Genomic DNA, 24,318 nt, shown 5'->3' on the forward strand with positions numbered 1-24,318 from the left:
CATTGTCTCCCTCACACTTTGGCCACAATCGGGCGCCCGAGCAGCCCCTGAGGGCGGAAAATCAGGATCATCACCAGCAGGCCAAACGAGAAGACGTCTTTATAGTCCGAGTTCACCATGCCCGAGAACTGCGCTTCCGCCACGCCCAGGATAAGGCCACCGAGCATGGCGCCGGGGAGGGAGCCGATGCCGCCAAGTACCGCCGCCGTGAAAGCTTTAATGCCGATCACGAACCCGACGTAGAAATCAAAGGTGCCGTAGTTCATGGTGATCAGCACCCCCGCCAGGCCCGCCATCGCCGCGCCGATGACGAAGACCAGCGAAATAATCCGGTCGGTGTTAATCCCCAGAATGGAGGCCATTTTGCGATCCTGCTGCACCGCACGGCACATCCGCCCCAGCCGGGTACGGTTGATTATCCAGGTGAGCACCAGCATGCCGGCAAACGAGGCCACCAGAATAAACACTTTGGTGTAGGTTATCTGCACGAACCCTTCGCCCAGATGCAGGCGAATCACGCCGTCCAGCATGGTTGGTACCCCTTGCTGGCGCGGGCCCTGGCTCAGCTGCGCGTAGTTTTGCAGGATAAGCGATATCCCGATGGCGGAGATCAGCGGTGCCAGGCGCGTGGAGTTGCGCAGCGGCTTATAGGCGATACGCTCGATGGTCCAGCCGTACACCCCGGTGACCACAATGGTGAACACCAGCGTGCCGAGGATCAGCAGCGGGAAGGACTGCAGGCCGAAGAATGAGAGCAGCGCCAGGCCAATGGCGCAGAGATAGGCGGAAATCATATACACTTCGCCGTGGGCGAAATTAATCATGCCGATAATGCCGTACACCATGGTGTAGCCGATGGCGATCAGGCCGTAGACGGAACCCAGCGTTAAGCCATTGATTAACTGTTGCAGGAAGAATGTACTCATTTTAGCGCGCTCGTTTTATAGGCTGCGCGAGCCGCGCAGCCTGATGTTTATTACGCGCCGACGGGCGAGCCCATCGACGTTGAGCGTGACTCCGTCCCGTTACTCCACTTCCTTATATTTTCCTTTGTCGTCCCACTGGTAAACCACGTAGTCAGAGACTTTCAGATCGCCTTTGCTGTCCCAGGCTTTTTTGCCCATCACCGTGTCGACGGAATTGGCCTTCAGCCACTCGCTGGCTTTGGCAGAATCCTTGCCGCCGGTGGCCTTGAAGGCCACGGCAATCGCCTGTACCGAGGCATAGGAGTAGAGGGTGTAACCTTCCGGCTCGAATTTACCGGCGCGGAATTTCTCGATAACCGCTTTGCCGTCCGGGATCAGGCGCGGGTCTTTACCGAAGGTCATGTAAATGCCATTGGTATATTGCGGGCCACCCGCGGCGGTCACCATCTCCTCGTTGACGATGCAGTCCCCGGAGAAGAATTTTGCCTGTACGCCCTGCTCACGCATCTGGCGAACCAGCGGACCGGCTTCCGGGTGACAGCCACCGAAGAACACGACGTCCGGTTTTTGCGCACCGATCTTGGTGACCAGCGCGTTAAAGTCTTTTTCACCGCGGGATAACCCCTCGTACATCACATCCTGAACCCCGCGTTTCGCCAGCGCCGCTTTGGTGGCGTCAGCCAGACCCTGACCATAGGTGTCTTTGTCGTGAATGATCACCACGCGTTTGGCTTTCAATTTGTCGATGATGAAGTCGCTGGCAACCTGACCCTGCTGGTCGTCGCGGCCGCACATGCGGAACATATCGCTCATGCCGCGTTCGGTAATGAGCGGGTTGGTTGAACCGGGGGTAATGGCGATGATCCCCGCATCGCTATACACCTCGGAGGCGGGCATGGTGGAAGAGGAGCAGAAATGGCCGACCACGGCGTTGACTTTATCCTGGTCAACTAAACGGTTGGCAACGGCGACGGCCTGCTTCGGCTCGCAGGCGTCATCTCCCTGAACCAGTTTGATCTTCTCACCATTAATGCCGCCGGCGGCATTAATGTCTTCAGCAGCCTGCGTTGCGCCGTGCCAGTATTGATCGCCATAGGTCGCATTGGGACCCGTAAACGGCCCGGCCACGCCAATCACAATATCTGCCCGGGCGGAAAACGCCGTCACCAGACAACCGGCCAGCACAAGAGAAAGAGGAGTTCTGATAAATTTCAGCGACATTATTATGTTCCTTAGCAAAGAGGTTTTTGCACCACGGCGTAAACCCGAACGCCCGACGGCGCAGCCAATCCGAAACACGAGCAAGAACAAAATGCACTAAACGAACAAGATACAGACGGCATCCTGCATATACGGCGAGGTATCCCTGCGCAGCGTCGCGCGAAGAACATTAAGCAAAAACGTTGCCAGAATGGTTAACCCATTGACGGGCTTGTGACATGTTTGAGTATAGAGCGCCGCGTTATGCCGCCTTGCGGGAGGAGAAGAAATTACAGCGGAGATCACATATCGTTAACAATAAAGCCCATAAGTTGTGCAAAGGTCACGGTTTGCACGTTTTTGCAGCAATAAAGACCTAAACTTCAGCCCGGAGAGGCGTGAGATATGTGTTAGGATCGTTTCCTTTTTTGCAGGAGTGTCAGCGATGACTGAAGGCCCATTGAATGAAAGCGAGATGGCGTGGCTTGAAGAGACGTTAATGTCTTACGGTCATGATGACGCGTCCGTGATTGACGTGTCCGAACTGGACGGCATGCTTACCGCAGTGCTTTCCGGCCCTGTTGTCGTTGAGCCAGATGCCTGGCTGGTGGCGGTGTGGGGCGGCGAGAAATATATCCCGCGCTGGAAAAACGATCGTGAGATGAACCGTTTTATCGATCTCTGCTTTAAGCACATGAACGATATTGCCGAGCGCCTGAGCGAATACCCGGATCAGTTCGAACCGATGTTTGGCTATAACGACGTGGACGGTGAGAGTTATACCGTGGTGGAAGAGTGGTGCTACGGTTATATGCGCGGCGTGGCGCTGACGGACTGGTCAGCCTTGCCGGAAGCCCTGAAGGCCGATCTTGATACGATTGCGCTGCACGGTACAGAAGAGAACAGCGACAAGCTGGATGAACTGTCCGAAGAGGAGTATATCGCCAGCATCGAGAGCATCCAGCCTGCGGCGCTGCGCCTGTATAACTACTGGGCGAACAACCCGCAGCAGCCGGAAGCGAAGAAGCCGATTGTGAACGGCACGAAGGTCGGGCGTAACGATCCGTGTCCTTGCGGCAGCGGGAAGAAGTTTAAGAGCTGCTGTTTGCACTGATCAATTTTTTATTAACTTAGGTGGATTTGTTTCGTTCACCTCCATTCAGCAGGTAGGCCGGGTAAGCGCAGCGCCACCCGGCAAGAAAGACGGTATCAATATAAATGATGAGGTTTGTCATCAATCTCAAGGGGCTGATGACAGCCCCTTTTTTATTTAACCCACTTCCGACAGCATCCCGGCTGCAATCAACACCTGCGCCAGAATAATCACTACCCCGCAGCCAAACACAACGCACAGCAGCGGTTTTCCCCCCGCCACGCGGTAACCCTGCCGAGGATGCTGCTGGCGGCTCTTCCAGGCCAGCAGGGAGGGGAGGAGCAGAGCAAGGATCGAGAGCGCCACTCCCGCGTAGCCCAGCGCCATCACAAACCCGCGTGGATAAAACAGCGCGAACGCCAGCGGCGGCAGGAAGGTGATCGCCCCCGTCTGTAACCGTCCTGCGGCAGTATTGCGACGCTGGAACAGGTCGGCCAGATAATCAAACAGGCCAAGCGCCACGCCCAGGAACGAGGTTGCCAGCGCCAGGTCGGCAAACAGGTGTACCGCCAGCTCCACGTGCGGCGAGGTGACAACCTCACGCAGTGCCAGCAGAAAACCGTTCAGTCCAGCGTGTTGCGCCATCAACCCAATAAAGGTTGAAGAGTCGATGCTGCCCAGAGTCACCAGCTGCCAGAAAATATAGGCGATCAGCGGGATCGCGCTGCCAATCACAAAGACGCGGCGCAGCTTGCGAATATCGCCGTTCATATAGCTGACGATACTCGGCACGCTGCCGTGGAAGCCAAACGAGGTGAAAATGACCGGGATCGCGGAAAGCGCCAGTCCTTTTTCCAGCGGCAACGTCAGCAGGTTGACCTTATGCACGTGCGGCGCCAGCAGGACCAGCATGACAATCAGGAAAAGAATTTTGGCGCTGAATAGAAAACGGTTAAACAGATCGACCAGCGACGTCCCGACGCAGACCACGCCGCCGCCGATGAGCGCAAAGAAGATGGTGCCCGTCGCAGGGGTAATGTCAGAGCCAAACCAGTCGTTGACGCTGGAGGCGATCAATTCCCCGGCGCCGCTGATATAGGCGGCGGTCAGGGCGTACATCAGGAACATCATGCTAAAGCCGGTTATCCATTGGCCATAGCGTCCCAGATAGCGCGCCGCAAGCGAACCCAGACCGGTATCGGCGGGTACGTGCTGGTAAACCTCAAGCAGCAGCAGGGCGGTGTAACACATCAGCGCCCAGAGCGTTCCCAGCAGCAGCAGGGTCATGCCAAACCCCACGCCCGCGGCTGCCAGAGGCATTGCCAGCATTCCTGCGCCAATTGTCGTTCCGGCGACGATAAAAATACTTCCCAGAGTTCTGTTTTTCACGCTTTCCTCTACAACGCTTCTTAACCGCGACAAAATCTGCGGCGCAGAGTAAGGGAAAAGCCGTAACTCGTCAAATCACCGTTACAAGTGGTGTAAAAAATGGTTTACGTATTGATGACCCTCCGATCCTTTTTTGGCCTATGCCTACCTCATAAGGGCAATACTGCTGCACGACATTCCGGCGTAACGTAAACAATAAATATAAATTATCAAATAAAGTGAGGGTGTTATGGCGGGGGAGAATCCTTTTACCGCGGCATGGAGCCGGGGAGGCAACCTGTTGTGTCATGGCCACTGGATAATCAGCTGGCAGAACCAGCCCCTGAATCTTCCCGAGTCCCGTCGCGAAAAGGATATGGGCACCTGGGGGATCTATTCGGTTATTGATCCTGAAGATGAGACCTTTGCACAAGGCTTACAGGAAGATGAGTGGATTATCGAGAATGTCGACTGGTTGACGGATATGTTCTACGAGAAGGGGATTCCGCTGGAGACGTCCAGCTACCGCTATTTTTACCAGGCCGTGAATCCCCACGACTGGCGCTGCACCAGCTGTGCCGGGTGTATGTAAATTAACGCGGTACCGGAAACCGGCACCGCGCTGAAATTAATTCTGCGTATCAAGCGTGGAAAGTTCTTTATCAATAAAGTAAAGACCTTCACCGGATTTACCCACCAGCGATAATTTATCCAGCACGGATTTAAACAGCTTCTCTTCTTCATGCTGTTCGGCTACATACCACTGCAGGAAATTAAAGGTTGGATAATCCTGGCTGGTCATCGCGGCATGAACCAGTTCGTTAATTTTCTGCGTGATCAGCTGCTCGTGCTCGTAGGTGGCGCGGAACAGTTCATCGAGAGAATTATATTCAGCAAAAGGGGAAGCCACGGTTTCAATGCGCGGCAGGCTGCCGGTATCCGTCAGATAATCAAACAGACGCTGCATATGGGTCATCTCTTCCTGCGCGTGACGACGCAGAAACGCGGCCGCGCCTTCGAAACTGTGGTAGCTGCACCAGGCGCTCATCTGCTGGTAGAGCAGGGACGAAAACAGCTCAAGGTTCATTTGCGCGTTGAGCTTGTCGATCATTTCAGTTTTCAGCATGGTGACGCTCCGGGTTATTATTTCTGGTTCACAATGAGCGACACTATAATTTGTTATTTAATTATTTGCAAAACGTAAAATCTTTATTTTATTTATTAAAAATACGAATGGGAATAAAACGCATTGGCGATTTATCATTTATTAATGAGAATTGTTTTTGTTCGTAATGAAATAAACTGCCAGCACAGGCTGGCAGTCTGGATTAATACCACGGATTATTTGACTTAGGGTTAACGGCGTAACCCAGGCATTTATACTGGATAGTCACGCTCTCGTTCAGACACAACGAACCGCTAATGAGGGTGCAGGTTTTGATGGGCTGACCATAGGCCGAGGCAGTGGCATACCCCATGTTTTGACAGGCTTTTACCGCCGTGCCGTTGTTCACATACTCATCGGAATACGCATTTTGCAGCGCTGCCTGGCCGTAATCGAGGCGGACGATGCCGTTCGGCGCGTCGAGGCTGCTGACTTCAGCCTGGCGGTTAATACTGCACCCCGCGAGCAGCAGGAGTGCGCCGGCTACAATGACTCTTTTCATGGTTCGCTCTGAGTGGATGGAAATACGTTATCGTACCCGCAGATGCCCGCCGCAATGGCTGGAATAGCCGGACAATCTGCCCTCACTCTTCGCAACGGGTCAGAGGTGAACGCCATCAGGCCACTGGCTGATTAAATTGTGATGTTTGTCACAAAAGTATTGATTTTTGTGATGGTGGTCATATTATAAGCACGTTGACGATAAAGTTGTATAACAAGTTAATGGAGCATCATCGTGAAACTGCGCAAAATCCTGAAAAGTATGTGGGCCAATTACTGCCGCACCTTTAAAGACGTGCCGCCGGGCGCCATGTTCTGATAAAAAAACCTGCTTCGGCGGGTTTTTTTGTACCTGCAGGCGATGAAGGGAAGATGTCAGGGGGCGTGTTTTGGTACTATGGCGGCCTTTAAATAAGGAGAAAGCCCCCATGTCACAAAACCTGAGCGCCGATCAGGAACTGGTCTCTGACGTTGTCGCCTGCCAGCTGGTTATCAAACAAATCCTCGATGTTCTGGACGTGATTGCGCCGGTTGAAGTGCGCGAGAAGATGTCTACGCAGCTGAAAAACATCGACTTCGCCAGCCATCCTGCTGCCGCTGACCCGGTAACGCTGCGTGCGATCCAGAAAGCCATCGCGCTGATCGAGCTGCGATTCACGCCGCAGGGTGAATCTCACTAAAGCAGGGAAATGGGCGACGGCATGTGTCGCCCTTTGATGTTGTCAGAAGAACGTCTGAACCAGCAGGTAGCTCGCCGCACAGGCGCAGCTCACCCCAATCAGCCCTGGCAAAATGAAGCTGTGGTTGATGATAAATTTCCCGATGCGGGTCGTGCCTGACCGGTCAAAGCCGATGCAGGCCAAATCGCTGGGATAGGTCGGCAGGACAAAATAACCGTATGATGCCGGGAAAAAGGCGATCAGCATTTTCGGATCGATGCCCAGCATCAGCCCCATCGGCGCAACCGCCGTCAGCGCCGCCGCCTGGCTGTTCACCAGTTTTGACACCAGAAACAGAACAATGGCATACGTCCACGGGTGGCTTTTCACCACGCCCTCCAGCGCCAGCTTTAACTCGTCGAGATGCGCCTGGAAAAAGGTATCGCTCATCCACGCCACGCCAAAGACCGAGAAGATCGCGACCATACCGGCCTTGAACACCGCGCCGTTAGAAATCGCGGAGGCATTGACCTTACAGACCATCAGCATCACGGCACCCGCAATTAACATCATCATCTGAATGACAAGGTTCATCGACAGGGCCGTCATTTTGCCTTTCAGTTCAAAGGCCGGGCGCAGCTCAGGGAAGGCCCCCAGCAGAACGACCACGGCAATACCGGCAAAGAAAATCCACGTGGACCAGTAGGCCTGTTTTGGGAAACGCTGATTCATTAACGTCTCCGTTCCGCCATAGATAAATTCACGTTGTTTAGGATCGTTCAGCTTTTCCTGGAACTCTATGTCGTCCGCCAAATCTTTCCCGCGGCGTAAACTCCACAGCGCAGCAATAGCCACGCCGAAAAGTGAAGCGGGAACCGACACGGCGAGAATTTCCAGAATTCCCCACCCGTGGCCGATCCCATGCTGGGCCGCCAGGATGGACACCAGCGACACGACGGCAACGGAAACGGGGGAGGCCGTGATCGCCATCTGCGATGCCACCGATGCCACGGCCATGGGGCGCTCCGGGCGGATCCCTTTTTTCAACGCAATATCCGCAATGATGGGGAACATGGTGTAGACCACATGGCCGGTGCCGCACAGAAAGGTCAGCATCCAGGTGGTAAACGGAGCGAGCAGGGTGATGTGCTGCGGGTGTTTGCGCAGCAGGCGTTCCGCAAACTGCATCATGACGTTGAGGCCCCCCGCCGTTTGCAGGGTAGCGGCACAACCAATCACCGCGAGAATGGTCAGCATGACGTCAACCGGGGGTTTACCCGGCTGCAGACCAAAGACGAAACATAAAATAAAAAGACCAATACCGCTGATTAACCCAAGCCCCATCCCGCCGAAACGCGTACCCGTCAGCAGGCAGAGGAGAATGACAACAAACTCAATGGTGATCATGATGCTCCCTCGTCAATGATTATGTAATTAAATAAATCATCACACGTTGTGTGGTTAATCATTGGGAGCCAGATCTGATTTGTTAAATTTCAGCAAAAGCAGAAGGTTGGAGAGGGGAAGGGGACCTGCTCCCCGGGACGGAAGCAGGCCAAAAACTCAGTGATGCTGCACCGCCACAATGTCGAGCAGGTGACGGTCGGTCTGCTCAGGACATAAACCTGCCTGCTGCGCATTATGGATCTCATCCGCCAGCGTCTTCAGCAGCAGGCCATCCTGCTGCTGCTCTTTGTCCATATCGCGTAAGAATCTGAGCGTCGTAATATCCTGCTGCGCTTTGGCTTCATCAGCCAGTTTGTTGAGGGTGCTGCAGCGCTGTTCATACTCTTCAAGCGTCTTCTGAAACAGTTCTTCCAGGCAGGAATAGCTCTCGTTGATCCCATCAAGGGCTTTAACGACAGGATTTGCCCCTGAGGCCTTCAGGAAGTTAAAGACCCGCATCATATGGGTGACGTTACTTTGCGCCTGAGAGCGGAAGAAGGTGGCAGACCCCGTGAGACTGTTCTCAGCGCACCACGCACTTAAGTGCAGGTGCAGATTGGAGGCATAGAACTCAAGGTTCATCTGCGCGTTAAGTTTTTGCATCATCGTTTGGGTAGCCATACTCATATCCTTATTGACGGTGGGACGTGATGTCCGTTGCTTAACCTGAGCGTCAGGCAAATACGAAGAAAAAGAGCAGAAATACGTTTTCTGCAGTAAACGAAGTCGACCGAAATTCACTTCCTGTGTTCGATATAAATAAGCATACCCTTGTCTGTGGTCTAAGAAAACTCTTAAATAGGCTGTGTTTACCATACATTACAAACTTTAATATAGTACAGAAATACAATTAGCTCGCCATCAATTTCCCTCTCATTAATGTATTGATAATTAATGGCTTTTACCGAAGAGATATACTGTTACTCTTTTGGTGATATGAAGCCGGAATAATGCTCCGTAAAAGAATGAATTACGGATTGATTATTTCGAATATATGATGCATTAATAAAATTGCGCCAAATCAAATTCTACGAAATAAATAATGCTCCGGACGTGCTGCGTTTTTGATGAAAAACATGCTGCAGCGTTCTGACGTCTGGCGTCCTCATGCCTGTTAAAGGGCATCAGGGATATCTTAGCTAATCTTATGGATAATCCTGCTCACCCTCGTTTCATTTGTCTGACAAATCCTGCCTTTTTTATGTCATTTTTCGCTGAATTTATGTACGCAATTACTGTAATTCTGCGGTGTGATGGGGCTCTCTTATGGATGATTAATTTCCCGCTAAAACTATCACCAGCAATAACGCTTATGACGAGGTAAGCGCTAATGCCTTGTTTTAAGTCCGATTAAATAAGAAGCACGCAAATATTCCCTACAGAAAAGAAAGCTAAAGCTGGAGTTTACCATGCACAAATTTACTAAAGCGCTGGCGGCCATCGGTCTGGCTGCCGTTATGTCACAATCCGCTATTGCTGAGAATTTAAAACTCGGTTTTTTGGTAAAACAGCCTGAAGAGCCCTGGTTCCAGACTGAGTGGAAATTCGCCGATAAGGCCGGGAAAGACTTAGGTTTTGAAGTGATTAAAATCGCCGTGCCTGACGGTGAGAAAACCCTGAACGCCATCGACAGCCTGGCAGCCAGCGGCGCGAAAGGTTTTGTGATCTGCACGCCGGATCCCAAGCTGGGCTCGGCCATCGCGGCCAAGGCCCGGGGCTATGACATGAAGGTCATCGCCGTTGACGATCAGTTCGTTAACGCCAAAGGCAAGCCGATGGACAGCGTCCCGCTGGTGATGATGGCGGCGACCAAAATCGGTGAGCGTCAGGGCCAGGAACTCTATAAAGAGATGCAAAAACGCGGCTGGGATGTCAAAGAGACCGCGGTGATGGCCATTACTGCGGATGAGCTGGACACGGCACGTCGTCGTACGACCGGGTCAATGGACGCGCTGAAAGCAGCCGGCTTCCCGGAAAAACAGATCTATAAAGTCCCAACCAAATCCAACGATATCCCGGGCGCATTCGACGCCGCGAACTCCATGCTGGTGCAGCATCCAGAAGTCAAACACTGGCTGGTGGTCGGCATGAACGACAACACCGTGCTGGGCGGGGTGCGCGCGACGGAAGGTCAGGGCTTCAAAGCGCCTGACGTGATCGGGATTGGCATCAACGGCGTTGACGCCGTCAGCGAGCTGTCCAAAGCGCAGGCCACCGGCTTCTACGGCTCACTGCTGCCAAGCCCGGACGTTCACGGCTACAAATCCAGCGAGATGCTCTACAACTGGGTCACCAAAGGGGCTGAACCGCCGAAATTTACCGAAGTGACCGACGTGGTGCTGATCACCCGCGACAACTTCAAAGAGGAGCTGGCGAAAAAAGGACTGGGCGGGAAGTAATACGCGGTGATTGTGCCCCTCATCCTTCGTGAGGGGCCTGACGTACACACTACAGGAATCACGGAGACGTTATGCGACAGTCTGATCCGTATCTCTCTTTTCGCGGCATCGGGAAAACCTTCCCCGGTGTTAACGCGCTGACCGATATCAGCTTCGACTGCTATGCCGGCCAGGTTCATGCCCTGATGGGGGAAAACGGTGCGGGAAAATCGACGCTGTTGAAAATCCTCAGCGGCAACTACTCGCCCACGACCGGCACGCTGGCGATCCGCGGCGAAGAGGTCGCTTTTGCCGATACCACGGCGGCGCTCAATGCCGGGGTAGCCATTATCTATCAGGAACTGCACCTCATCCCTGAGATGACCGTGGCGGAAAACATCTATCTAGGACAGCTCCCGCATAAAGGCGGCGTGGTGAATCGTTCGCTACTTAATTATGAAGCGGGGCTGCAGCTTAAACACCTGGGTCTGGACGTCGATCCCCAGACGCCGCTGAAATATCTCTCCATCGGCCAGTGGCAGATGGTTGAAATTGCCAAGGCGCTGGCGCGTAACGCCAGAATTATTGCCTTCGATGAACCCACCAGTTCGCTCTCAAAGCGGGAAATCGAAAATCTGTTCCGCGTGATCCGCGAATTGCGTCAGGAAGGCCGGACGATTCTGTACGTTTCGCACCGCATGGAAGAAATATTTGCCCTGAGCGATGCCATCACCGTGTTTAAAGATGGACGCTATGTGCGCACCTTTACCGACATGGCGCAGGTGAACCATGACCAGCTGGTCCAGGCGATGGTCGGACGCGATCTGGGTGATATCTATCACTGGCAGCCGCGCCAGTACGGCCCGGAACGCCTGCGCCTGGATAGCGTAAAAGCGCCGGGCGTCAGAACGCCGATTTCGTTATCCGTACGCAGCGGTGAAATCGTCGGCCTGTTTGGTCTGGTGGGCGCGGGGCGTAGCGAGTTGATGAAAGGTCTGTTCGGCGGTACCCGTATTACCGATGGGCAGGTCTCCATTGACGGCGAGCGGATAGATATTCAGAAACCAGCCCACGCGATCAGGGCGGGGATGATGCTCTGTCCGGAAGACCGGAAAGCGGAGGGCATTATTCCGGTGCACTCGGTGCGCGACAACATCAATATTTCCGCCCGGCGTAAGTTTATTCGCGCCGGTTGCCTGATAAACGATAGCTGGGAGTCGAGTAACGCCGACCACCATATTCGTTCACTGAATATCAAAACGCCGGGTCCGGAACAGCTGATCATGAATCTGTCAGGCGGAAACCAGCAGAAGGCCATTCTGGGCCGCTGGCTGTCAGAGGATATGAAGGTCATCTTACTGGATGAGCCGACGCGCGGTATCGACGTGGGGGCAAAACACGAGATTTATAACGTGATCTATGAGCTGGCAAAACGCGGCGTGGCGGTGCTTTTCGCCTCCAGCGATCTGCCTGAGGTGCTGGGCGTGGCCGACCGCATTGTGGTGATGCGTGAAGGCGAAATTGCCGGCGAATTACTTCATGAACAGGCGAATGAACAACAGGCGTTGAACCTCGCCATGCCTAAAGTTAGCCAGGCCGTCGCCTGAGTAAGGAGTTAATGATGTCCTCTGTTACTACATCCGGAGTGCCGAAGTCGAAGTCGGCGTTGAGCGTTGGGCGTATCTGGGATCAGTACGGCATGCTGGTGGTCTTTGCCGCACTGTTCGTCGCCTGCGCGATCTTTGTTCCCAATTTTGCCACCTTCATTAATATGAAGGGGCTGGGTCTCGCCATCTCCATGTCCGGGATGGTGGCCTGCGGGATGCTGTTCTGCCTGGCCTCCGGCGATTTTGACCTGTCGGTGGCGTCGGTGATTGCCTGCGCAGGCGTCACGACGGCCGTGGTGATCAACATGACGGAGAGCCTGTGGATTGGCGTCCTTGCCGGTCTGTTACTCGGCGTCATCAGCGGTCTGGTGAACGGTTTTGTCATCGCGCGCCTGAAGATTAACGCCCTGATCACGACGCTTGCGACAATGCAAATTGTCCGCGGGCTGGCCTATATCATCTCCGACGGTAAAGCGGTGGGGATTGAAGACGAACGCTTCTTCACGCTGGGGTACGCCAACTGGCTGGGTCTGCCTGCGCCTATCTGGCTGACGGTGGCCTGCCTGATCCTCTTCGGCTTCCTGCTTAACCGGACCACCTTTGGCCGTAATACGCTGGCGATTGGCGGTAATGAAGAGGCCGCCCGTCTGGCCGGGGTGCCGGTGGTGCGCACCAAGATTATTATCTTTGTGCTTTCAGGACTGGTTTCTGCCGCGGCGGGGATTATTCTGGCGTCGCGTATGACCAGCGGCCAGCCAATGACCTCTATCGGTTATGAGCTGATCGTCATTTCGGCCTGCGTGCTAGGGGGCGTTTCCCTCAAGGGCGGCATCGGAAAAATCTCATATGTGGTGGCCGGTATCCTGATTTTAGGGACGGTAGAGAACGCCATGAACCTGCTGAATATTTCGCCGTTCTCGCAGTACGTGGTACGTGGTCTGATCCTGCTGGCAGCGGTGATTTTCGACCGTTACAAGCAAAAAGCGAAGCGTACCGTGTAACCGTTTTGCACCTCTTTTATTGCTCAACTTATAACCATAGTTGACCTCTTAACCGCCCCGCCAGTAAAACTGGCGGGGCGGTTGTCAAATGGCGAGCGACGTCACACTGTCTATACTTACATGGCTATGAAAGAGGTAAAGGCGTTTGCCTCTCGTCAACCGTAAGGAGGAAAAGGGTGGCTGACTTGTTAACCGCACCGCCTGTACTGCCCGGACACTATGCTTTCTTTTTTGATCTCGACGGCACGCTCGCCGGGATAAAACCGCACCCCGATCAGGTGTCTATTCCGGAGGCGGTGTTACAGGATTTGCATCAGCTCTCGCTCATGAATGAGGGAGCACTGGCATTGATATCAGGGCGCTCAATGGCCGAGCTGGATCTGCTCGCCAGTCCATACCACTTTCCGCTGGCCGGTGTACACGGAGCGGAGCGCCGCGACATCCATGATCAAACGCATATCGTTTCACTCCCCGACGCACTCACGCAAACGCTTCAGAAGCAGCTCTCTGCTGCGCTGGCAGACCTGCCTGGCACCGAGCTGGAAGCCAAAGGCATGGCCTTTGCCCTGCATTATCGCCAGGCGCCGCAGCATGAAGCTGCCGTGCTTGCGCTTGCTCAGACGGTTGCGGATGAACATCCACAGCTGGCGCTGCAGCCGGGCAAATGCGTGGTGGAGTTAAAGCCTAAGGGGATTAATAAAGGCGCAGCCATCGCCGCATTTATGGCGGAGGCACCTTTTAAGGGCCGGACGCCTGTTTTCTTTGGGGATGACCTGACCGACGAGGCCGGGTTCCGTGTGGTTAATCAGGCCGGAGGGATCGCTGTTAAGGTAGGGCCTGGTGACACTGTCGCCGAATGGCGGCTGGCGGATGTCGCCAGCGTCTGGCAGTGGGTATCTGATATCGCTAACCAGCAACAACAACAAATAGCGCAAAACAAAGGGGGAAACCATTATGGGTCGCTTAGTCGTCGTCTCTAACCGAATCGCACCGCCTGATGATAAAAAAGCCAGTGCGGGTGGTCTGGCGGTAGGGGTGTTAGGTGCCTTGAAAGCCGCTGGCGGGCTGTGGTTTGGCTGGAGCGGAGAAATCAGTGAAGAAGAGAAACCGCTCAAAAAAGTGACGCGCGGGAACATCACGTGGGCATCGTTTGCACTGAAAGAGAAAGACTACGACGAGTATTACTCGCAGTTCTCGAATGCCGTCCTGTGGCCGGCGTTTCACTATCGTCTTGACCTGGTCAAATTCCAGCGTGAATCCTTCGAAGGCTACGCGCGCGTGAATGCGCTGCTGGCGGATAAACTGCTGCCTTTAATAGAAGAAGACGATATTTTATGGATCCACGATTATCACCTGCTGCCGTTCGCCAGAGAGCTGCGAAAGAGGGGAGTGAATAACCGGATTGGCTTCTTCCTGCACATCCCGTTCCCGACGCCGGAAATTTTTACCGCGCTGCCGCCGCACGAAGAGCTGCTGGAGGCGCTGTGTGACTACGATTTGCTGGGCTTCCAGACGGAAAATGACCGACTGGCATTCCTTGACTCCGTGTCAGGGAAAGCGCGTCTGTTAACCAAAGGCGGGAAAACCCATACGGCGTGGGGGAAAACGTTCCACACCGAAGTGTATCCAATAGGGATTGAACCTGACGAAATCGCGGAGCAGGCCTCTGGCCCGCTGCCGCCAAAGCTGGCGCAGCTTAAGAATGAACTCAAGCACGTGAAAAATATCTTCTCAGTCGAGCGTCTTGATTATTCCAAAGGGCTGCCGGAGCGCTTCCTGGCATATGAAACGCTGCTGGATAAATATCCGGAGCATCACGGTAAAATCCGTTATACCCAGATTGCGCCGACGTCGCGCGGTGAGGTTCAGGCCTATCAGGACATTCGCCATCAGCTGGAGACAGAAGCAGGGCGGATTAATGGCCGCTACGGGCAGCTGGGCTGGACGCCGCTGTTTTATCTGAACCAGCACTTTGACCGTAAGATCCTGATGAAGGTCTTCCGCTACGCGGACGTCGGCCTGGTGACGCCGCTGCGCGACGGGATGAACCTGGTTGCGAAAGAATACGTGGCGGCGCAGGACCCCGCCGATCCGGGTGTGCTGGTGCTCTCCCAGTTTGCCGGGGCAGCAAATGAGCTCACGTCGGCGCTGATCGTGAACCCTTACGATCGCGATGACGTGGCTAACGCCCTGAACCGCGCGCTGACCATGCCGCTCACGGAGCGTATTTCCCGCCATGCTGAAATGATGGAGACGATCCGGAAAAACGATATTAACCACTGGCAGGCGCGTTTTATTCAGGATCTCCGCGATATCGCCCCACAAAGCCATGAAGGCGATTTACAAAAAAAGATCGCAACCTTCCCTAAACTTGCCTGATATTTCCCTGGGGGGTTAACGCCCCCCAAGCGGTACTAACAGCACATCAACCTGGCTTGACGCGACAATAGATTTCGCCGCACAGGCCGCGCGCGATAAAAAGCTGTGGTTATGATTCCCGCATATCACTAAATCAATATTCTGTTTACGACACATATCGAGAATATGGGCATTAAGTTCTCCTGTCGCAATAACGGTCTCAAAGACGGGATAATCTGCCTTTTCTACCAGCTCGCGCAGGAATTGCTGCGTTTCCTCCTGAAGTACCTCACGAATATCCTCCAGCATAGGGGCAGCCAGCTGATTATACATCTCCGGTTCGGCCGCAAGCGTGATGAGGCTGATGCGGGCATTGTGGGGTCTGGCAATGGACACCGCCCGGGCGACGAGTTGATGGCTTTCTGGGGAAACAGCAACAGAAACAAGTAGATGGGAGTAACTCATGGCGCACTCCTTGGGTGTCTGACTGACAGCGTTTGATCACCTTTACCGCGAATTTCCAGGTTCTGCAAGGGCTGATTACGACATTAGTGTGAAGCTTATCATAATTATTCATTAATTATTCTTATAAGAAGAATAACTGAAAAATGGGCCTAAATGAAAAAAATTAACAACTTAACGTAAATCACACAAATTTATGCCTTGACTATTGAATCGTTTTTACGCGTTACAAAATCATTTCGAATGATCACGGACTGAAACATCTTTTTTAGGCTCCCTGCATAACTCTATGTTTTTTCACAGTAAGAAAAATGTTTCCCGAAGGGGTGTTTGATGTAAATGTTTCCGCGCCATGCTCCCCGATGGAAAAGCACATTGCATGCCAGTTCTGATCCCCCTTCTGCATGAGTATTCGTCAATTAAGAATACAAAACAGTGCCGATTGGTCAATAAGTGAACAAATTACAAGTCATACTGATGGATTTATGGGTCATATTCACTTAAATTGTGTGACGTGGATCACATTTTTTTTAAATTTGAGGATGGCTGGATTGTATGTGTCAAAACTGACGAGTAGAGTTTGCGTCGAATTAGGAAAAATCTTAGTTATTTGTAAGAAATGATAAAACATGTAAGAGACGCATTCGCGTTTCCTCTCTTACGCGTTTCGATGAATACAAACCTAAATTCAACTATGCATTTAGCCTTTTCTTTTTTATACCGGGTGATTTCCCGGCGACATCACGGGGTGCGGTCTTTCCGCATAAAAATAATAGTTGGTTATTCGGGATGGGAACAATGCATACATCCGAGTTGCTAAAACATATCTATGACATCAATTTGTCGTATTTACTGCTCGCGCAGCGTTTGATTAGTCAGGACAAGGCGTCCGCGATGTTTCGTCTGGGTATTAACGAAGAAATGGCAACCATGCTGGGCGGCTTAACCCTCCCGCAGATGGTTAAACTGGCTGAAACGAATCAACTGGTTTGCCAGTTCCGTTTCGATGATTCACAGACAATAACGCGTCTGACGCAGGAGTCCCGTGTAGACGATCTTCAACAGATCCATACCGGTATTCTTCTTTCCACTCGCTTGCTTAACGAAATCAGCCAGCCTGATGACGTAGCCCGTAAGAAAAGGGCCTAGCAATGAGCGAGAAAAGCATTGTTCAGGAAGCGCGTGACATACAGTTAGCCATGGAGCTGATTACACTGGGTGCTCGTTTACAAATGCTGGAAAGCGAGACGCAGTTGAGCCGTGGCCGTCTGATCAAACTGTACAAAGAGTTACGTGGTAGTCCCCCGCCGAAAGGCATGCTGCCGTTTTCTACCGACTGGTTTATGACGTGGGAGCAGAATATTCATGCTTCCATGTTCTGTAATGCCTGGCAGTATCTTCTCAAAACCGGTTTGTGTAGCGGCGTTGACGCCGTGATCAAAGCCTACAAACTTTACCTTGAACAATGCCCACAGCAGGAAGAAGGCCCTCTGCTGGCGCTGACCCGCGCATGGACGCTGGTGCGTTTTGTTGAGAGCGGAATGCTTGAGCTGTCGCGCTGCAACTGCTGCAACGGCAATTTTATTACCCATGCTCATCAGCCTGCAGGCAGCTTCGCCTGTAGTTTATGTCAGCCTCCATCCCGCGCAGTAAAAAGACGTAAACTTTCCCGGGATGCTGCCGATATTATTCCACAACTGCTGGATGAACAGATCGAACAAGCTGTTTAACCCGAACGTGTGGGAAAGATTCCAGCAGCGGTAAGCGATTACCGCTGCTTTTTTTTACCCCGTAAACGGTCAACGCTGCGAGCTGGACGTCCTTGCCATAGTCACTAGCGGAAGGATGATGTCGTGCTTATCTTATTAGGTTACCTGGTAGTTCTCGGTACAGTTTTCGGCGGTTACATGATGACCGGCGGGCACCTTGGAGCACTCTATCAACCGGCTGAACTTATTATCATCGGCGGCGCAGGGGTAGGGGCTTTTATCGTTGGTAACAACGGTAAATCGATCAAGGGCACGCTGAAAGCAATTCCATTGCTGTTCCGTCGCTCGAAATACACCAAAAGCATGTATATGGATCTGCTGGCACTGCTCTATCGCCTGATGGCGAAGTCGCGTCAGCAGGGCATGTTCTCGCTCGAGCGGGATATTGAAAACCCGAAAGAGAGCGAAATTTTTGCCAGCTATCCGCGCATTCTTGCTGATGCCATGATGCTGGATTTCATCGTCGACTATCTGCGACTGATCATCAGCGGCAACATGAATACCTTCGAAATCGAAGCGCTGATGGATGAAGAAATTGAAACCCATGAAAGCGAATCTGAAGTACCGGCCAACAGCCTGGCGCTGGTCGGCGACTCGCTTCCGGCATTCGGTATCGTTGCCGCGGTCATGGGGGTGGTTCACGCGCTGGCCTCAGCAGACCGTCCGGCAGCGGAGCTCGGTGCGCTGATTGCCCATGCGATGGTGGGAACCTTCCTCGGTATTTTGCTGGCGTATGGCTTTATCTCTCCGCTGGCCAGCGTACTGCGCCAGAAGAGCGCGGAAACCACCAAAATGATGCAGTGCGTGAAGATCACGCTGCTCTCTAACCTCAACGGTTATGCGCCACCGATCGCGGTTGAGTTTGGCCGTAAAACGCTTTACTCCAGCGAGCGTCCGTCGTTTATCGAGCTTGAAGAACACGTGCGTGCGGTGAAAAACCCAAACCAACAGACGACAACTGAGGACGCATGAAAAACCAGTCCCATCCGATCGTCATCGTAAAAAAACGCAAGCACAAGGGCGGTGGGCATGGCGCGCACGGCTCGTGGAAAATCGCGTACGCCGATTTTATGACCGCAATGATGGCGTTCTTTCTGGTGATGTGGCTGATCTCCATCTCCAGCCCAAAAGAACTGATCCAGATTGCCGAGTATTTCCGCACGCCGCTGGCAACGGCGGTGGCTGGCGGACCGCGTATCTCTAACAGCGAAAGCCCGATCCCGGGCGGCGGCGATGATTACACCCAGCAGAAGGGTGAGGTGAAAAAAGAGCCGAACATCGACGAGCTGAAGAGAAAGATGGAACAGGCGCGCCTGAAGAAACTGCGTGGCGATCTCGACCAGCTGATTGAAGCGGATCCGAAGCTGCGCGCGCTGCGACCGCATCTGAAGATTGATCTGGTGCAGGAAGGGCTGCGTATCCAGATTATCGACAGCCAGAACCGCCCGATGTTTAAAACCGGGAGTGCGGAAGTTGAACCGTACATGCGCGATATTCTCCGCGCCATTGCACCGGTGCTGAACGGCATTCCTAACCGAATCAGCCTGTCAGGACACACGGACGATTTCCCGTACGCCAGTGGGGAGAAGGGATACAGCAACTGGGAACTTTCTGCCGATCGTGCCAACGCCTCGCGTCGCGAGCTGGTGGTAGGTGGGCTTGATGATGGCAAGGTACTGCGCGTAGTCGGCATGGCCGCAACCATGCGCGTTTCCGACCGCGGGCCGGATGATGCCATCAACCGTCGTATCAGTCTTTTAGTGCTGAACCAGCAGGCGGAGCAGGCCATCCTGCATGAAAACGCCGAAAGTCAGAATGAGTCACTGGACGATTTAAAACAGCCTGGGGCCGTTCCTTCGGCTGCCGTTCCAACATCGCCACCAGCCAATCCGAGGTGATAGCGTGAGCATGGATATTAGCGATTTTTACCAGACATTCTTTGATGAAGCCGACGAATTGTTGGCCGATATGGAGCAACACTTGCTCGATTTGGTGCCCGAAGCACCGGATTCCGAGCAGCTCAATGCCATCTTCCGTGCGGCGCATTCCATTAAAGGCGGAGCCGGAACGTTTGGATTTACCATCCTGCAGGAAACGACCCATTTAATGGAAAACCTGCTTGATGAAGCACGACGCGGTGAGATGCAGCTCAATACCGACATTATCAACCTGTTTTTGGAAACCAAAGATATTATGCAGGAACAGCTCGACGCCTATAAAAGTTCGGCAGAGCCTGATGCCGCCAGCTTTGAATACATCTGCAATGCGCTGCGCCAGCTCGCGCTGGAAGCAAAAGGTGAGGTTGCCGCAGCCGTGGTTCCTGCCGCAAAACTGAGCGTTGTGGACACGGTTGCCGCGCAGGCGTCTGCCCTTGCTGACGCACCGGCAGGCAAGCTGCGCGTTGTGCTGTCTCGCCTGAAAGAGAATGAAGTTAACCTGCTGGAAGAAGAGCTGGGTAACCTGGCGAAATTAAGCAACGTGGTAAAAGGCAAAGACAGCCTGGCCGCGACGCTCGATGACGGTATTGGTCAGGACGATATCGTGGCGGTGCTGTGCTTTGTGATTGAAGCTGATCAAATCGCCTTCGAAACCGAAACTGTCGCAGTTGACGCCCCTGCGGCTGCGGAAGAGGTGGCTGTTGTCGCCCAGGCCGCCGCACCGGCTGTGGCCCCTGCGGCCCCGGCGCTGAAGGCGGTGCCAAAAGAAGCTGCTGCACCGGGCCGTGGTGAAAAACCTGCCGCGCGCTCCAGCGAGTCGACCAGCATCCGTGTTGCCGTTGAGAAGGTTGACCAGCTGATTAACCTGGTGGGCGAACTGGTGATCACCCAGTCGATGCTGGCGCAACGTTCAAACGAACTCGACCCGGTCACCCACGGGGATTTGATTACCAGCATGGGCCAGCTGCAGCGTAACGCCCGCGACCTGCAGGAATCGGTCATGTCCATCCGTATGATGCCGATGGAATATGTCTTCAGCCGCTTCCCGCGTCTGGTCCGCGACCTTGCCAGCAAGCTGAACAAGCAGATTGAACTGACCCTGATGGGCAGCTCAACCGAACTGGATAAGAGCCTGATCGAGCGCATCATTGACCCGTTAACGCACCTGGTGCGTAACAGCCTCGACCACGGTATCGAACTGCCGGAAAACCGCATTGCCGCCGGGAAATCGCCGGTCGGCAACCTGATTCTCTCTGCGGAGCACCAGGGCGGGAACATTTGTATCGAAGTGACCGATGACGGCGCCGGTCTGAACCGCGAGCGCATCCTGGCAAAAGCGATTTCGCAGGGGATGGCGGTCAATGAAAACATGACCGACGAAGAAGTGGGCATGCTGATCTTCGCGCCGGGCTTCTCTACCGCAGAGCAGGTGACCGACGTCTCCGGGCGCGGCGTGGGCATGGACGTGGTGAAACGTAACATCCAGGAGATGGGCGGCCACGTTGAAATCCAGTCTAAACAGGGTTCCGGCACCACCATTCGCATCCTGCTGCCGCTGACGCTGGCGATCCTCGACGGCATGTCCGTCAAGGTGGCGGACGAAGTCTTTATCCTGCCGCTGAACGCGGTGATGGAATCCCTGCAGCCGCGTGAGGAAGATCTGCATCCGCTGGCGGGCGGCGAGCGCGTGCTCGAGGTTCGCGGTGAGTACCTGCCGCTGGTGGAACTGTGGAAAGTGTTCGAAGTGGACGGGGCGAAGACCGAGGCCACGCAGGGTATCGTGGTGATCCTGCAAAGCGCGGGCCGCCGCTATGCGCTGCTGGTCGATCAGCTGATTGGCCAGCACCAGGTGGTGGTGAAGAACCTCGAAAGCAACTACCGCAAAGTGCCGGGTATTTCTGCCGCCACCATTCTGGGTGATGGTAGCGTGGCGCTGATCGTCGACGTGTCGGCGCTTCAGGGATTAAATCGTGAACAACGTGTGGCGTACACAGCCGCCTGATTAAGTAGAAGGTAATAACATGACCGGTATGAGTAATGTAACGAAACTGGCGGGCGAGCCATCAGGACAGGAATTTCTGGTATTCACTTTAGGCGATGAAGAGTACGGCATCGATATCCTGAAAGTGCAGGAAATCCGTGGTTACGACCAGGTTACCCGCATCGCTAACACGCCTGCGTTTATTAAAGGTGTCACCAACCTGCGTGGCGTCATTGTGCCCATCGTGGACCTGCGCGTGAAGTTCAGCCAGGGCGACGTTGATTACAACGACAACACCGTAGTGATCGTCCTGAACCTGGGGCAGCGCGTGGTGGGTATCGTGGTGGATGGCGTGTCTGACGTGCTTTCCCTGACCTCTGACCAGATTCGTCCTGCGCCGGAGTTTGCGGTCACGCTGTCGACCGAATACCTGACCGGTCTGGGCGCGCTCGGCGAGCGTATGCTGATTCTGGTGAACATTGAGAAGCTGCTGAACAGCGATGAGATGGCGCTTCTGGATATCGCCGCGAGTCACGTAGCCTAAAACAAAGCCGGGTGGCGCTGACGCTTACCCGGCCTACGTGTTCGAGCCATTTGTAGGCCGGGTAAGGCGAAGCCGCCACCCGGCTTTTTTACATCCTGCTCCACCTGCTCAGCTTTCGTGGCCACCCATACGTTAATGCTCGGGGCCGTCTTCGCTGCTGGATATCGCTGCGAGTCACGTAGCCTAAAACAAAGCCGGGTGCCGCTGACGCTTACCCGGCCTACGTGTTCGAGCCATTTGTAGGCCGGGTAAGGCGAAGCCGCCACCCGGCTTTTTCATGCCATTACGCTTCCTGCTTTACCAGCTCAGCTTCAGCGTCCGCTTCCCGCGCACCTTCATTCTGCGACAGCATCGCGGTCGCAATACCATTCCCCAACACGTTAATCGCGGAACGGCCCATATCCAGGAAGTGGTCGATCCCCATCAGCAGCAAAATACCGGCGACCGGAATGTTGAAGCTTGGGATCGTCGCGGCCAGCACCACCAGCGAGGAGCGCGGTACGCCCGCAATCCCTTTTGAGGCCAGCATCAGAGTCAGCATCAGCACCGTCACTTCAGAGAAGCTCAGGTGAATGTTGTACGCCTGAGCGATAAACATTGAGGCGAAAGAGCAGTACACCATCGACCCCACCAGGTTGAAGGAGTAGCCAATCGGCAGCACGAAAGAGGCGATGTTGCGCGAGCAGCCAAAACGCTCCAGCTGCTCCAGCGTTTTAGGGTAGGCCGCTTCAGAACTGCTGGTGGTAAACGCCACCAGAACTGGATCTTTCAGCATGCTGACCAGGCGGAACACCTCTTTTTTCAGCACCATGTAACCCACGGCCAGCAGCACCATGCAGGTGAGAAGAATGGCAACATAGTAGCCGCCAATAAAGGAGGCATAGTTCAACAGAATGCCCAGACCCTGCGTGGCGATAACGGAGGAGATTGCCGCGAAAATGGCCAGCGGCGCAACGTACATCACATAACCCGTGACCTTCAGCATGATATGGGAAACCACGTCCAGCGCAGCCACCAGTGGGGCATTGAATTTCTGCCCCAGCGACGCGCCGCCAATGCCGAAGAACATGGAGAACACCACAATCTGCAGGATCTCATTGTTCGACATCGCCCCCGCGATGCTGGTTGGAATGGTGTGTGACAGGAACGCTTTCAGCGTCATGCCCCCAACGGCCAGACCGGTATCCACCGCCTCAGTCGGGACGGTCAGGTTCAGCCCGCTTCCCGGATGCTCCAGCGTGACGATAAACAGGCCGACCAGAATAGAGAGCACGGATGAGCTGATAAACCATACCATCGCTTTGCCGCCCACGCGGCCAATGGTAGAGGTTTCACCCAGCTTCATAATGCCGACGGTGAGCGTACTGAACACCAGTGGGGCAATGACCATTTTGATCAGTCGGAGGAAAATATCGGTCAGAAGGGTAATATTATCCGACCAGGCTTTGATGGCATCCGCAGATGCATATTCATGAATTGCTGCCCCTGAAAGAATACCCGCCAGCATGAATATCACGATGAAGAGTGTGAGTTTGTTTGCACTTGCCACGAAAAAAGACCCTCTATGCGCTTCAGATGTAGCCCGCGGCGATACATATAAATTTTTTATTACGACGCGGGAAATTATTCGGCACATAAATTGACGCAAAGCGTAGGGGGATACAACTCCTTTTTAAGTTTTATTAATTTTGTTGTTATTGCCATGACGATATATTGTGATCTGCATCACATTTTAATGGATATATTCTCAGAAAATAAATTAAAAAAGCGGAAAAAATGATTTTAACTGCATGTTATTTAAGGAAATAAGAAGTCAATAAGACAAAGTGCTTATGCGTTAAGGGGCAGGTGGTCGAAGCGATATCCGTAAACTAAATTCTCAATAACCCCCCTCAGAGGAACATTAAGCGGGGCTAACATCTT

At 53.8% G+C, this 24,318-nt stretch carries 24 protein-coding genes; 15 read left to right on the forward strand and 9 right to left on the reverse strand.

Features of this window, described 5'->3' with window-relative positions:
* Positions 1-11 precede the first annotated feature (11 nt).
* Positions 12-926: an ABC transporter permease subunit gene (locus tag ACMGGE_RS02880; protein WP_008500397.1), complete on the reverse strand. Its 915-nt coding sequence runs from the start codon at positions 924-926 to the stop codon at positions 12-14.
* Positions 927-1,025: 99 nt separating this feature from the next.
* Positions 1,026-2,147, reverse strand: coding sequence for a branched-chain amino acid ABC transporter substrate-binding protein (locus tag ACMGGE_RS02885; protein WP_200448138.1), 1,122 nt, complete (start codon positions 2,145-2,147; stop codon positions 1,026-1,028).
* Between the two features lie 424 nt (positions 2,148-2,571).
* Between ACMGGE_RS02885 and ACMGGE_RS02890 the strand changes: the two genes are divergently transcribed.
* Positions 2,572-3,240: a YecA family protein gene (locus ACMGGE_RS02890; RefSeq protein WP_111966388.1), complete on the forward strand. Its 669-nt coding sequence runs from the start codon at positions 2,572-2,574 to the stop codon at positions 3,238-3,240.
* A 156-nt stretch (positions 3,241-3,396) separates the two neighbouring features.
* Here the strand turns inward: ACMGGE_RS02890 and tyrP are convergent, their stop codons facing one another.
* Positions 3,397-4,608, reverse strand: a complete 1,212-nt coding sequence (tyrP, locus tag ACMGGE_RS02895; RefSeq protein WP_420293334.1) for a tyrosine transporter TyrP — start codon at positions 4,606-4,608, stop codon at positions 3,397-3,399.
* Between the two features lie 229 nt (positions 4,609-4,837).
* Here tyrP and ACMGGE_RS02900 point away from each other — a divergent pair, with 229 nt between their 5' ends.
* The gene (locus ACMGGE_RS02900) at positions 4,838-5,179 is read left to right on the forward strand and encodes a hypothetical protein (RefSeq protein WP_262778117.1); all 342 of its coding nucleotides are present in this window, start codon (positions 4,838-4,840) and stop codon (positions 5,177-5,179) included.
* A 36-nt stretch (positions 5,180-5,215) separates the two neighbouring features.
* On the opposite strand, the gene ftnA is transcribed toward ACMGGE_RS02900, so the two are convergent.
* Entirely contained in the window at positions 5,216-5,713 is a 498-nt protein-coding gene (gene ftnA / locus ACMGGE_RS02905) for a non-heme ferritin (RefSeq protein WP_014884366.1), read from the reverse strand.
* Positions 5,714-5,915: 202 nt separating this feature from the next.
* The gene (gene yecR / locus ACMGGE_RS02910; RefSeq protein ID WP_063622001.1) at positions 5,916-6,254 is read right to left on the reverse strand and encodes a YecR family lipoprotein; all 339 of its coding nucleotides are present in this window, start codon (positions 6,252-6,254) and stop codon (positions 5,916-5,918) included.
* Positions 6,255-6,488: 234 nt separating this feature from the next.
* Between yecR and azuC the strand changes: the two genes are divergently transcribed.
* Complete coding sequence (gene azuC / locus ACMGGE_RS02915) at positions 6,489-6,572, forward strand: stress response protein AzuC (RefSeq protein WP_014884364.1); 84 nt, start codon at positions 6,489-6,491, stop codon at positions 6,570-6,572.
* A gap of 109 nt (positions 6,573-6,681) precedes the next feature.
* Positions 6,682-6,933 (forward strand): DUF2766 family protein, encoded by a 252-nt coding sequence (locus ACMGGE_RS02920; protein ID WP_008500405.1) that lies wholly within the window; start codon positions 6,682-6,684, stop codon positions 6,931-6,933.
* A 42-nt stretch (positions 6,934-6,975) separates the two neighbouring features.
* On the opposite strand, the gene ACMGGE_RS02925 is transcribed toward ACMGGE_RS02920, so the two are convergent.
* Both ACMGGE_RS02925 and ACMGGE_RS02930 read right to left on the reverse strand, forming a co-directional pair.
* Positions 6,976-8,319 carry an anaerobic C4-dicarboxylate transporter gene (locus tag ACMGGE_RS02925; protein WP_262801487.1) on the reverse strand — a complete coding sequence of 448 codons (1,344 nt, stop codon included), beginning with the start codon at positions 8,317-8,319 and terminating at the stop codon, positions 6,976-6,978.
* Between the two features lie 156 nt (positions 8,320-8,475).
* On the reverse strand, positions 8,476-8,979 hold the full coding sequence (locus ACMGGE_RS02930) for a non-heme ferritin-like protein (RefSeq protein ID WP_045908180.1): 504 nt from the start codon (positions 8,977-8,979) through the stop codon (positions 8,476-8,478).
* Positions 8,980-9,767: 788 nt separating this feature from the next.
* Here ACMGGE_RS02930 and araF point away from each other — a divergent pair.
* The 5 genes from araF to otsA all read left to right on the forward strand — a co-directional run bounded on the left by araF (position 9,768) and on the right by otsA (position 15,723).
* Complete coding sequence (araF, locus tag ACMGGE_RS02935) at positions 9,768-10,757, forward strand: arabinose ABC transporter substrate-binding protein AraF (protein ID WP_008500409.1); 990 nt, start codon at positions 9,768-9,770, stop codon at positions 10,755-10,757.
* Positions 10,758-10,828: 71 nt separating this feature from the next.
* Positions 10,829-12,343: an L-arabinose ABC transporter ATP-binding protein AraG gene (gene araG / locus ACMGGE_RS02940; RefSeq protein WP_045908182.1), complete on the forward strand. Its 1,515-nt coding sequence runs from the start codon at positions 10,829-10,831 to the stop codon at positions 12,341-12,343.
* A gap of 11 nt (positions 12,344-12,354) precedes the next feature.
* Positions 12,355-13,344, forward strand: coding sequence for an L-arabinose ABC transporter permease AraH (gene araH / locus ACMGGE_RS02945; protein ID WP_175430159.1), 990 nt, complete (start codon positions 12,355-12,357; stop codon positions 13,342-13,344).
* A 176-nt stretch (positions 13,345-13,520) separates the two neighbouring features.
* Positions 13,521-14,324 (forward strand): trehalose-phosphatase, encoded by an 804-nt coding sequence (gene otsB / locus ACMGGE_RS02950; RefSeq protein ID WP_045908184.1) that lies wholly within the window; start codon positions 13,521-13,523, stop codon positions 14,322-14,324.
* Positions 14,299-15,723 (forward strand): alpha,alpha-trehalose-phosphate synthase, encoded by a 1,425-nt coding sequence (otsA, locus tag ACMGGE_RS02955; RefSeq protein WP_420293335.1) that lies wholly within the window; start codon positions 14,299-14,301, stop codon positions 15,721-15,723. The genes otsB and otsA overlap by 26 nt, the downstream gene beginning before the upstream one ends.
* Before the next feature lie 15 nt (positions 15,724-15,738).
* Here the strand turns inward: otsA and uspC are convergent, their stop codons facing one another.
* Positions 15,739-16,167: a universal stress protein UspC gene (gene uspC / locus ACMGGE_RS02960; RefSeq protein WP_045908186.1), complete on the reverse strand. Its 429-nt coding sequence runs from the start codon at positions 16,165-16,167 to the stop codon at positions 15,739-15,741.
* Between the two features lie 795 nt (positions 16,168-16,962).
* Between uspC and flhD the strand changes: the two genes are divergently transcribed.
* From flhD to cheW, 6 genes are all read left to right on the forward strand, one after another.
* Positions 16,963-17,313 carry a flagellar transcriptional regulator FlhD gene (gene flhD / locus ACMGGE_RS02965; protein WP_008500415.1) on the forward strand — a complete coding sequence of 117 codons (351 nt, stop codon included), beginning with the start codon at positions 16,963-16,965 and terminating at the stop codon, positions 17,311-17,313.
* A 2-nt stretch (positions 17,314-17,315) separates the two neighbouring features.
* Complete coding sequence (gene flhC / locus ACMGGE_RS02970; RefSeq protein ID WP_008500416.1) at positions 17,316-17,894, forward strand: flagellar transcriptional regulator FlhC; 579 nt, start codon at positions 17,316-17,318, stop codon at positions 17,892-17,894.
* Positions 17,895-18,017: 123 nt separating this feature from the next.
* Entirely contained in the window at positions 18,018-18,905 is an 888-nt protein-coding gene (gene motA, locus ACMGGE_RS02975; RefSeq protein ID WP_008500417.1) for a flagellar motor stator protein MotA, read from the forward strand.
* The gene (gene motB / locus ACMGGE_RS02980; RefSeq protein ID WP_032658606.1) at positions 18,902-19,831 is read left to right on the forward strand and encodes a flagellar motor protein MotB; all 930 of its coding nucleotides are present in this window, start codon (positions 18,902-18,904) and stop codon (positions 19,829-19,831) included. The genes motA and motB overlap by 4 nt, the downstream gene beginning before the upstream one ends.
* A 4-nt stretch (positions 19,832-19,835) precedes the next feature.
* Entirely contained in the window at positions 19,836-21,872 is a 2,037-nt protein-coding gene (gene cheA / locus ACMGGE_RS02985; RefSeq protein WP_420293336.1) for a chemotaxis protein CheA, read from the forward strand.
* Positions 21,873-21,891: 19 nt separating this feature from the next.
* Positions 21,892-22,395: a chemotaxis protein CheW gene (cheW, locus tag ACMGGE_RS02990; RefSeq protein ID WP_008500420.1), complete on the forward strand. Its 504-nt coding sequence runs from the start codon at positions 21,892-21,894 to the stop codon at positions 22,393-22,395.
* A gap of 283 nt (positions 22,396-22,678) precedes the next feature.
* On the opposite strand, the gene ACMGGE_RS02995 is transcribed toward cheW, so the two are convergent.
* Complete coding sequence (locus ACMGGE_RS02995; protein ID WP_039266615.1) at positions 22,679-23,944, reverse strand: dicarboxylate/amino acid:cation symporter; 1,266 nt, start codon at positions 23,942-23,944, stop codon at positions 22,679-22,681.
* Positions 23,945-24,318 lie beyond the last annotated feature (374 nt).

This window comes from Enterobacter sp. BNK-22, assembly GCF_048684805.1.
Classification (GTDB): Bacteria; Pseudomonadota; Gammaproteobacteria; order Enterobacterales; family Enterobacteriaceae; genus Enterobacter; species Enterobacter quasiroggenkampii.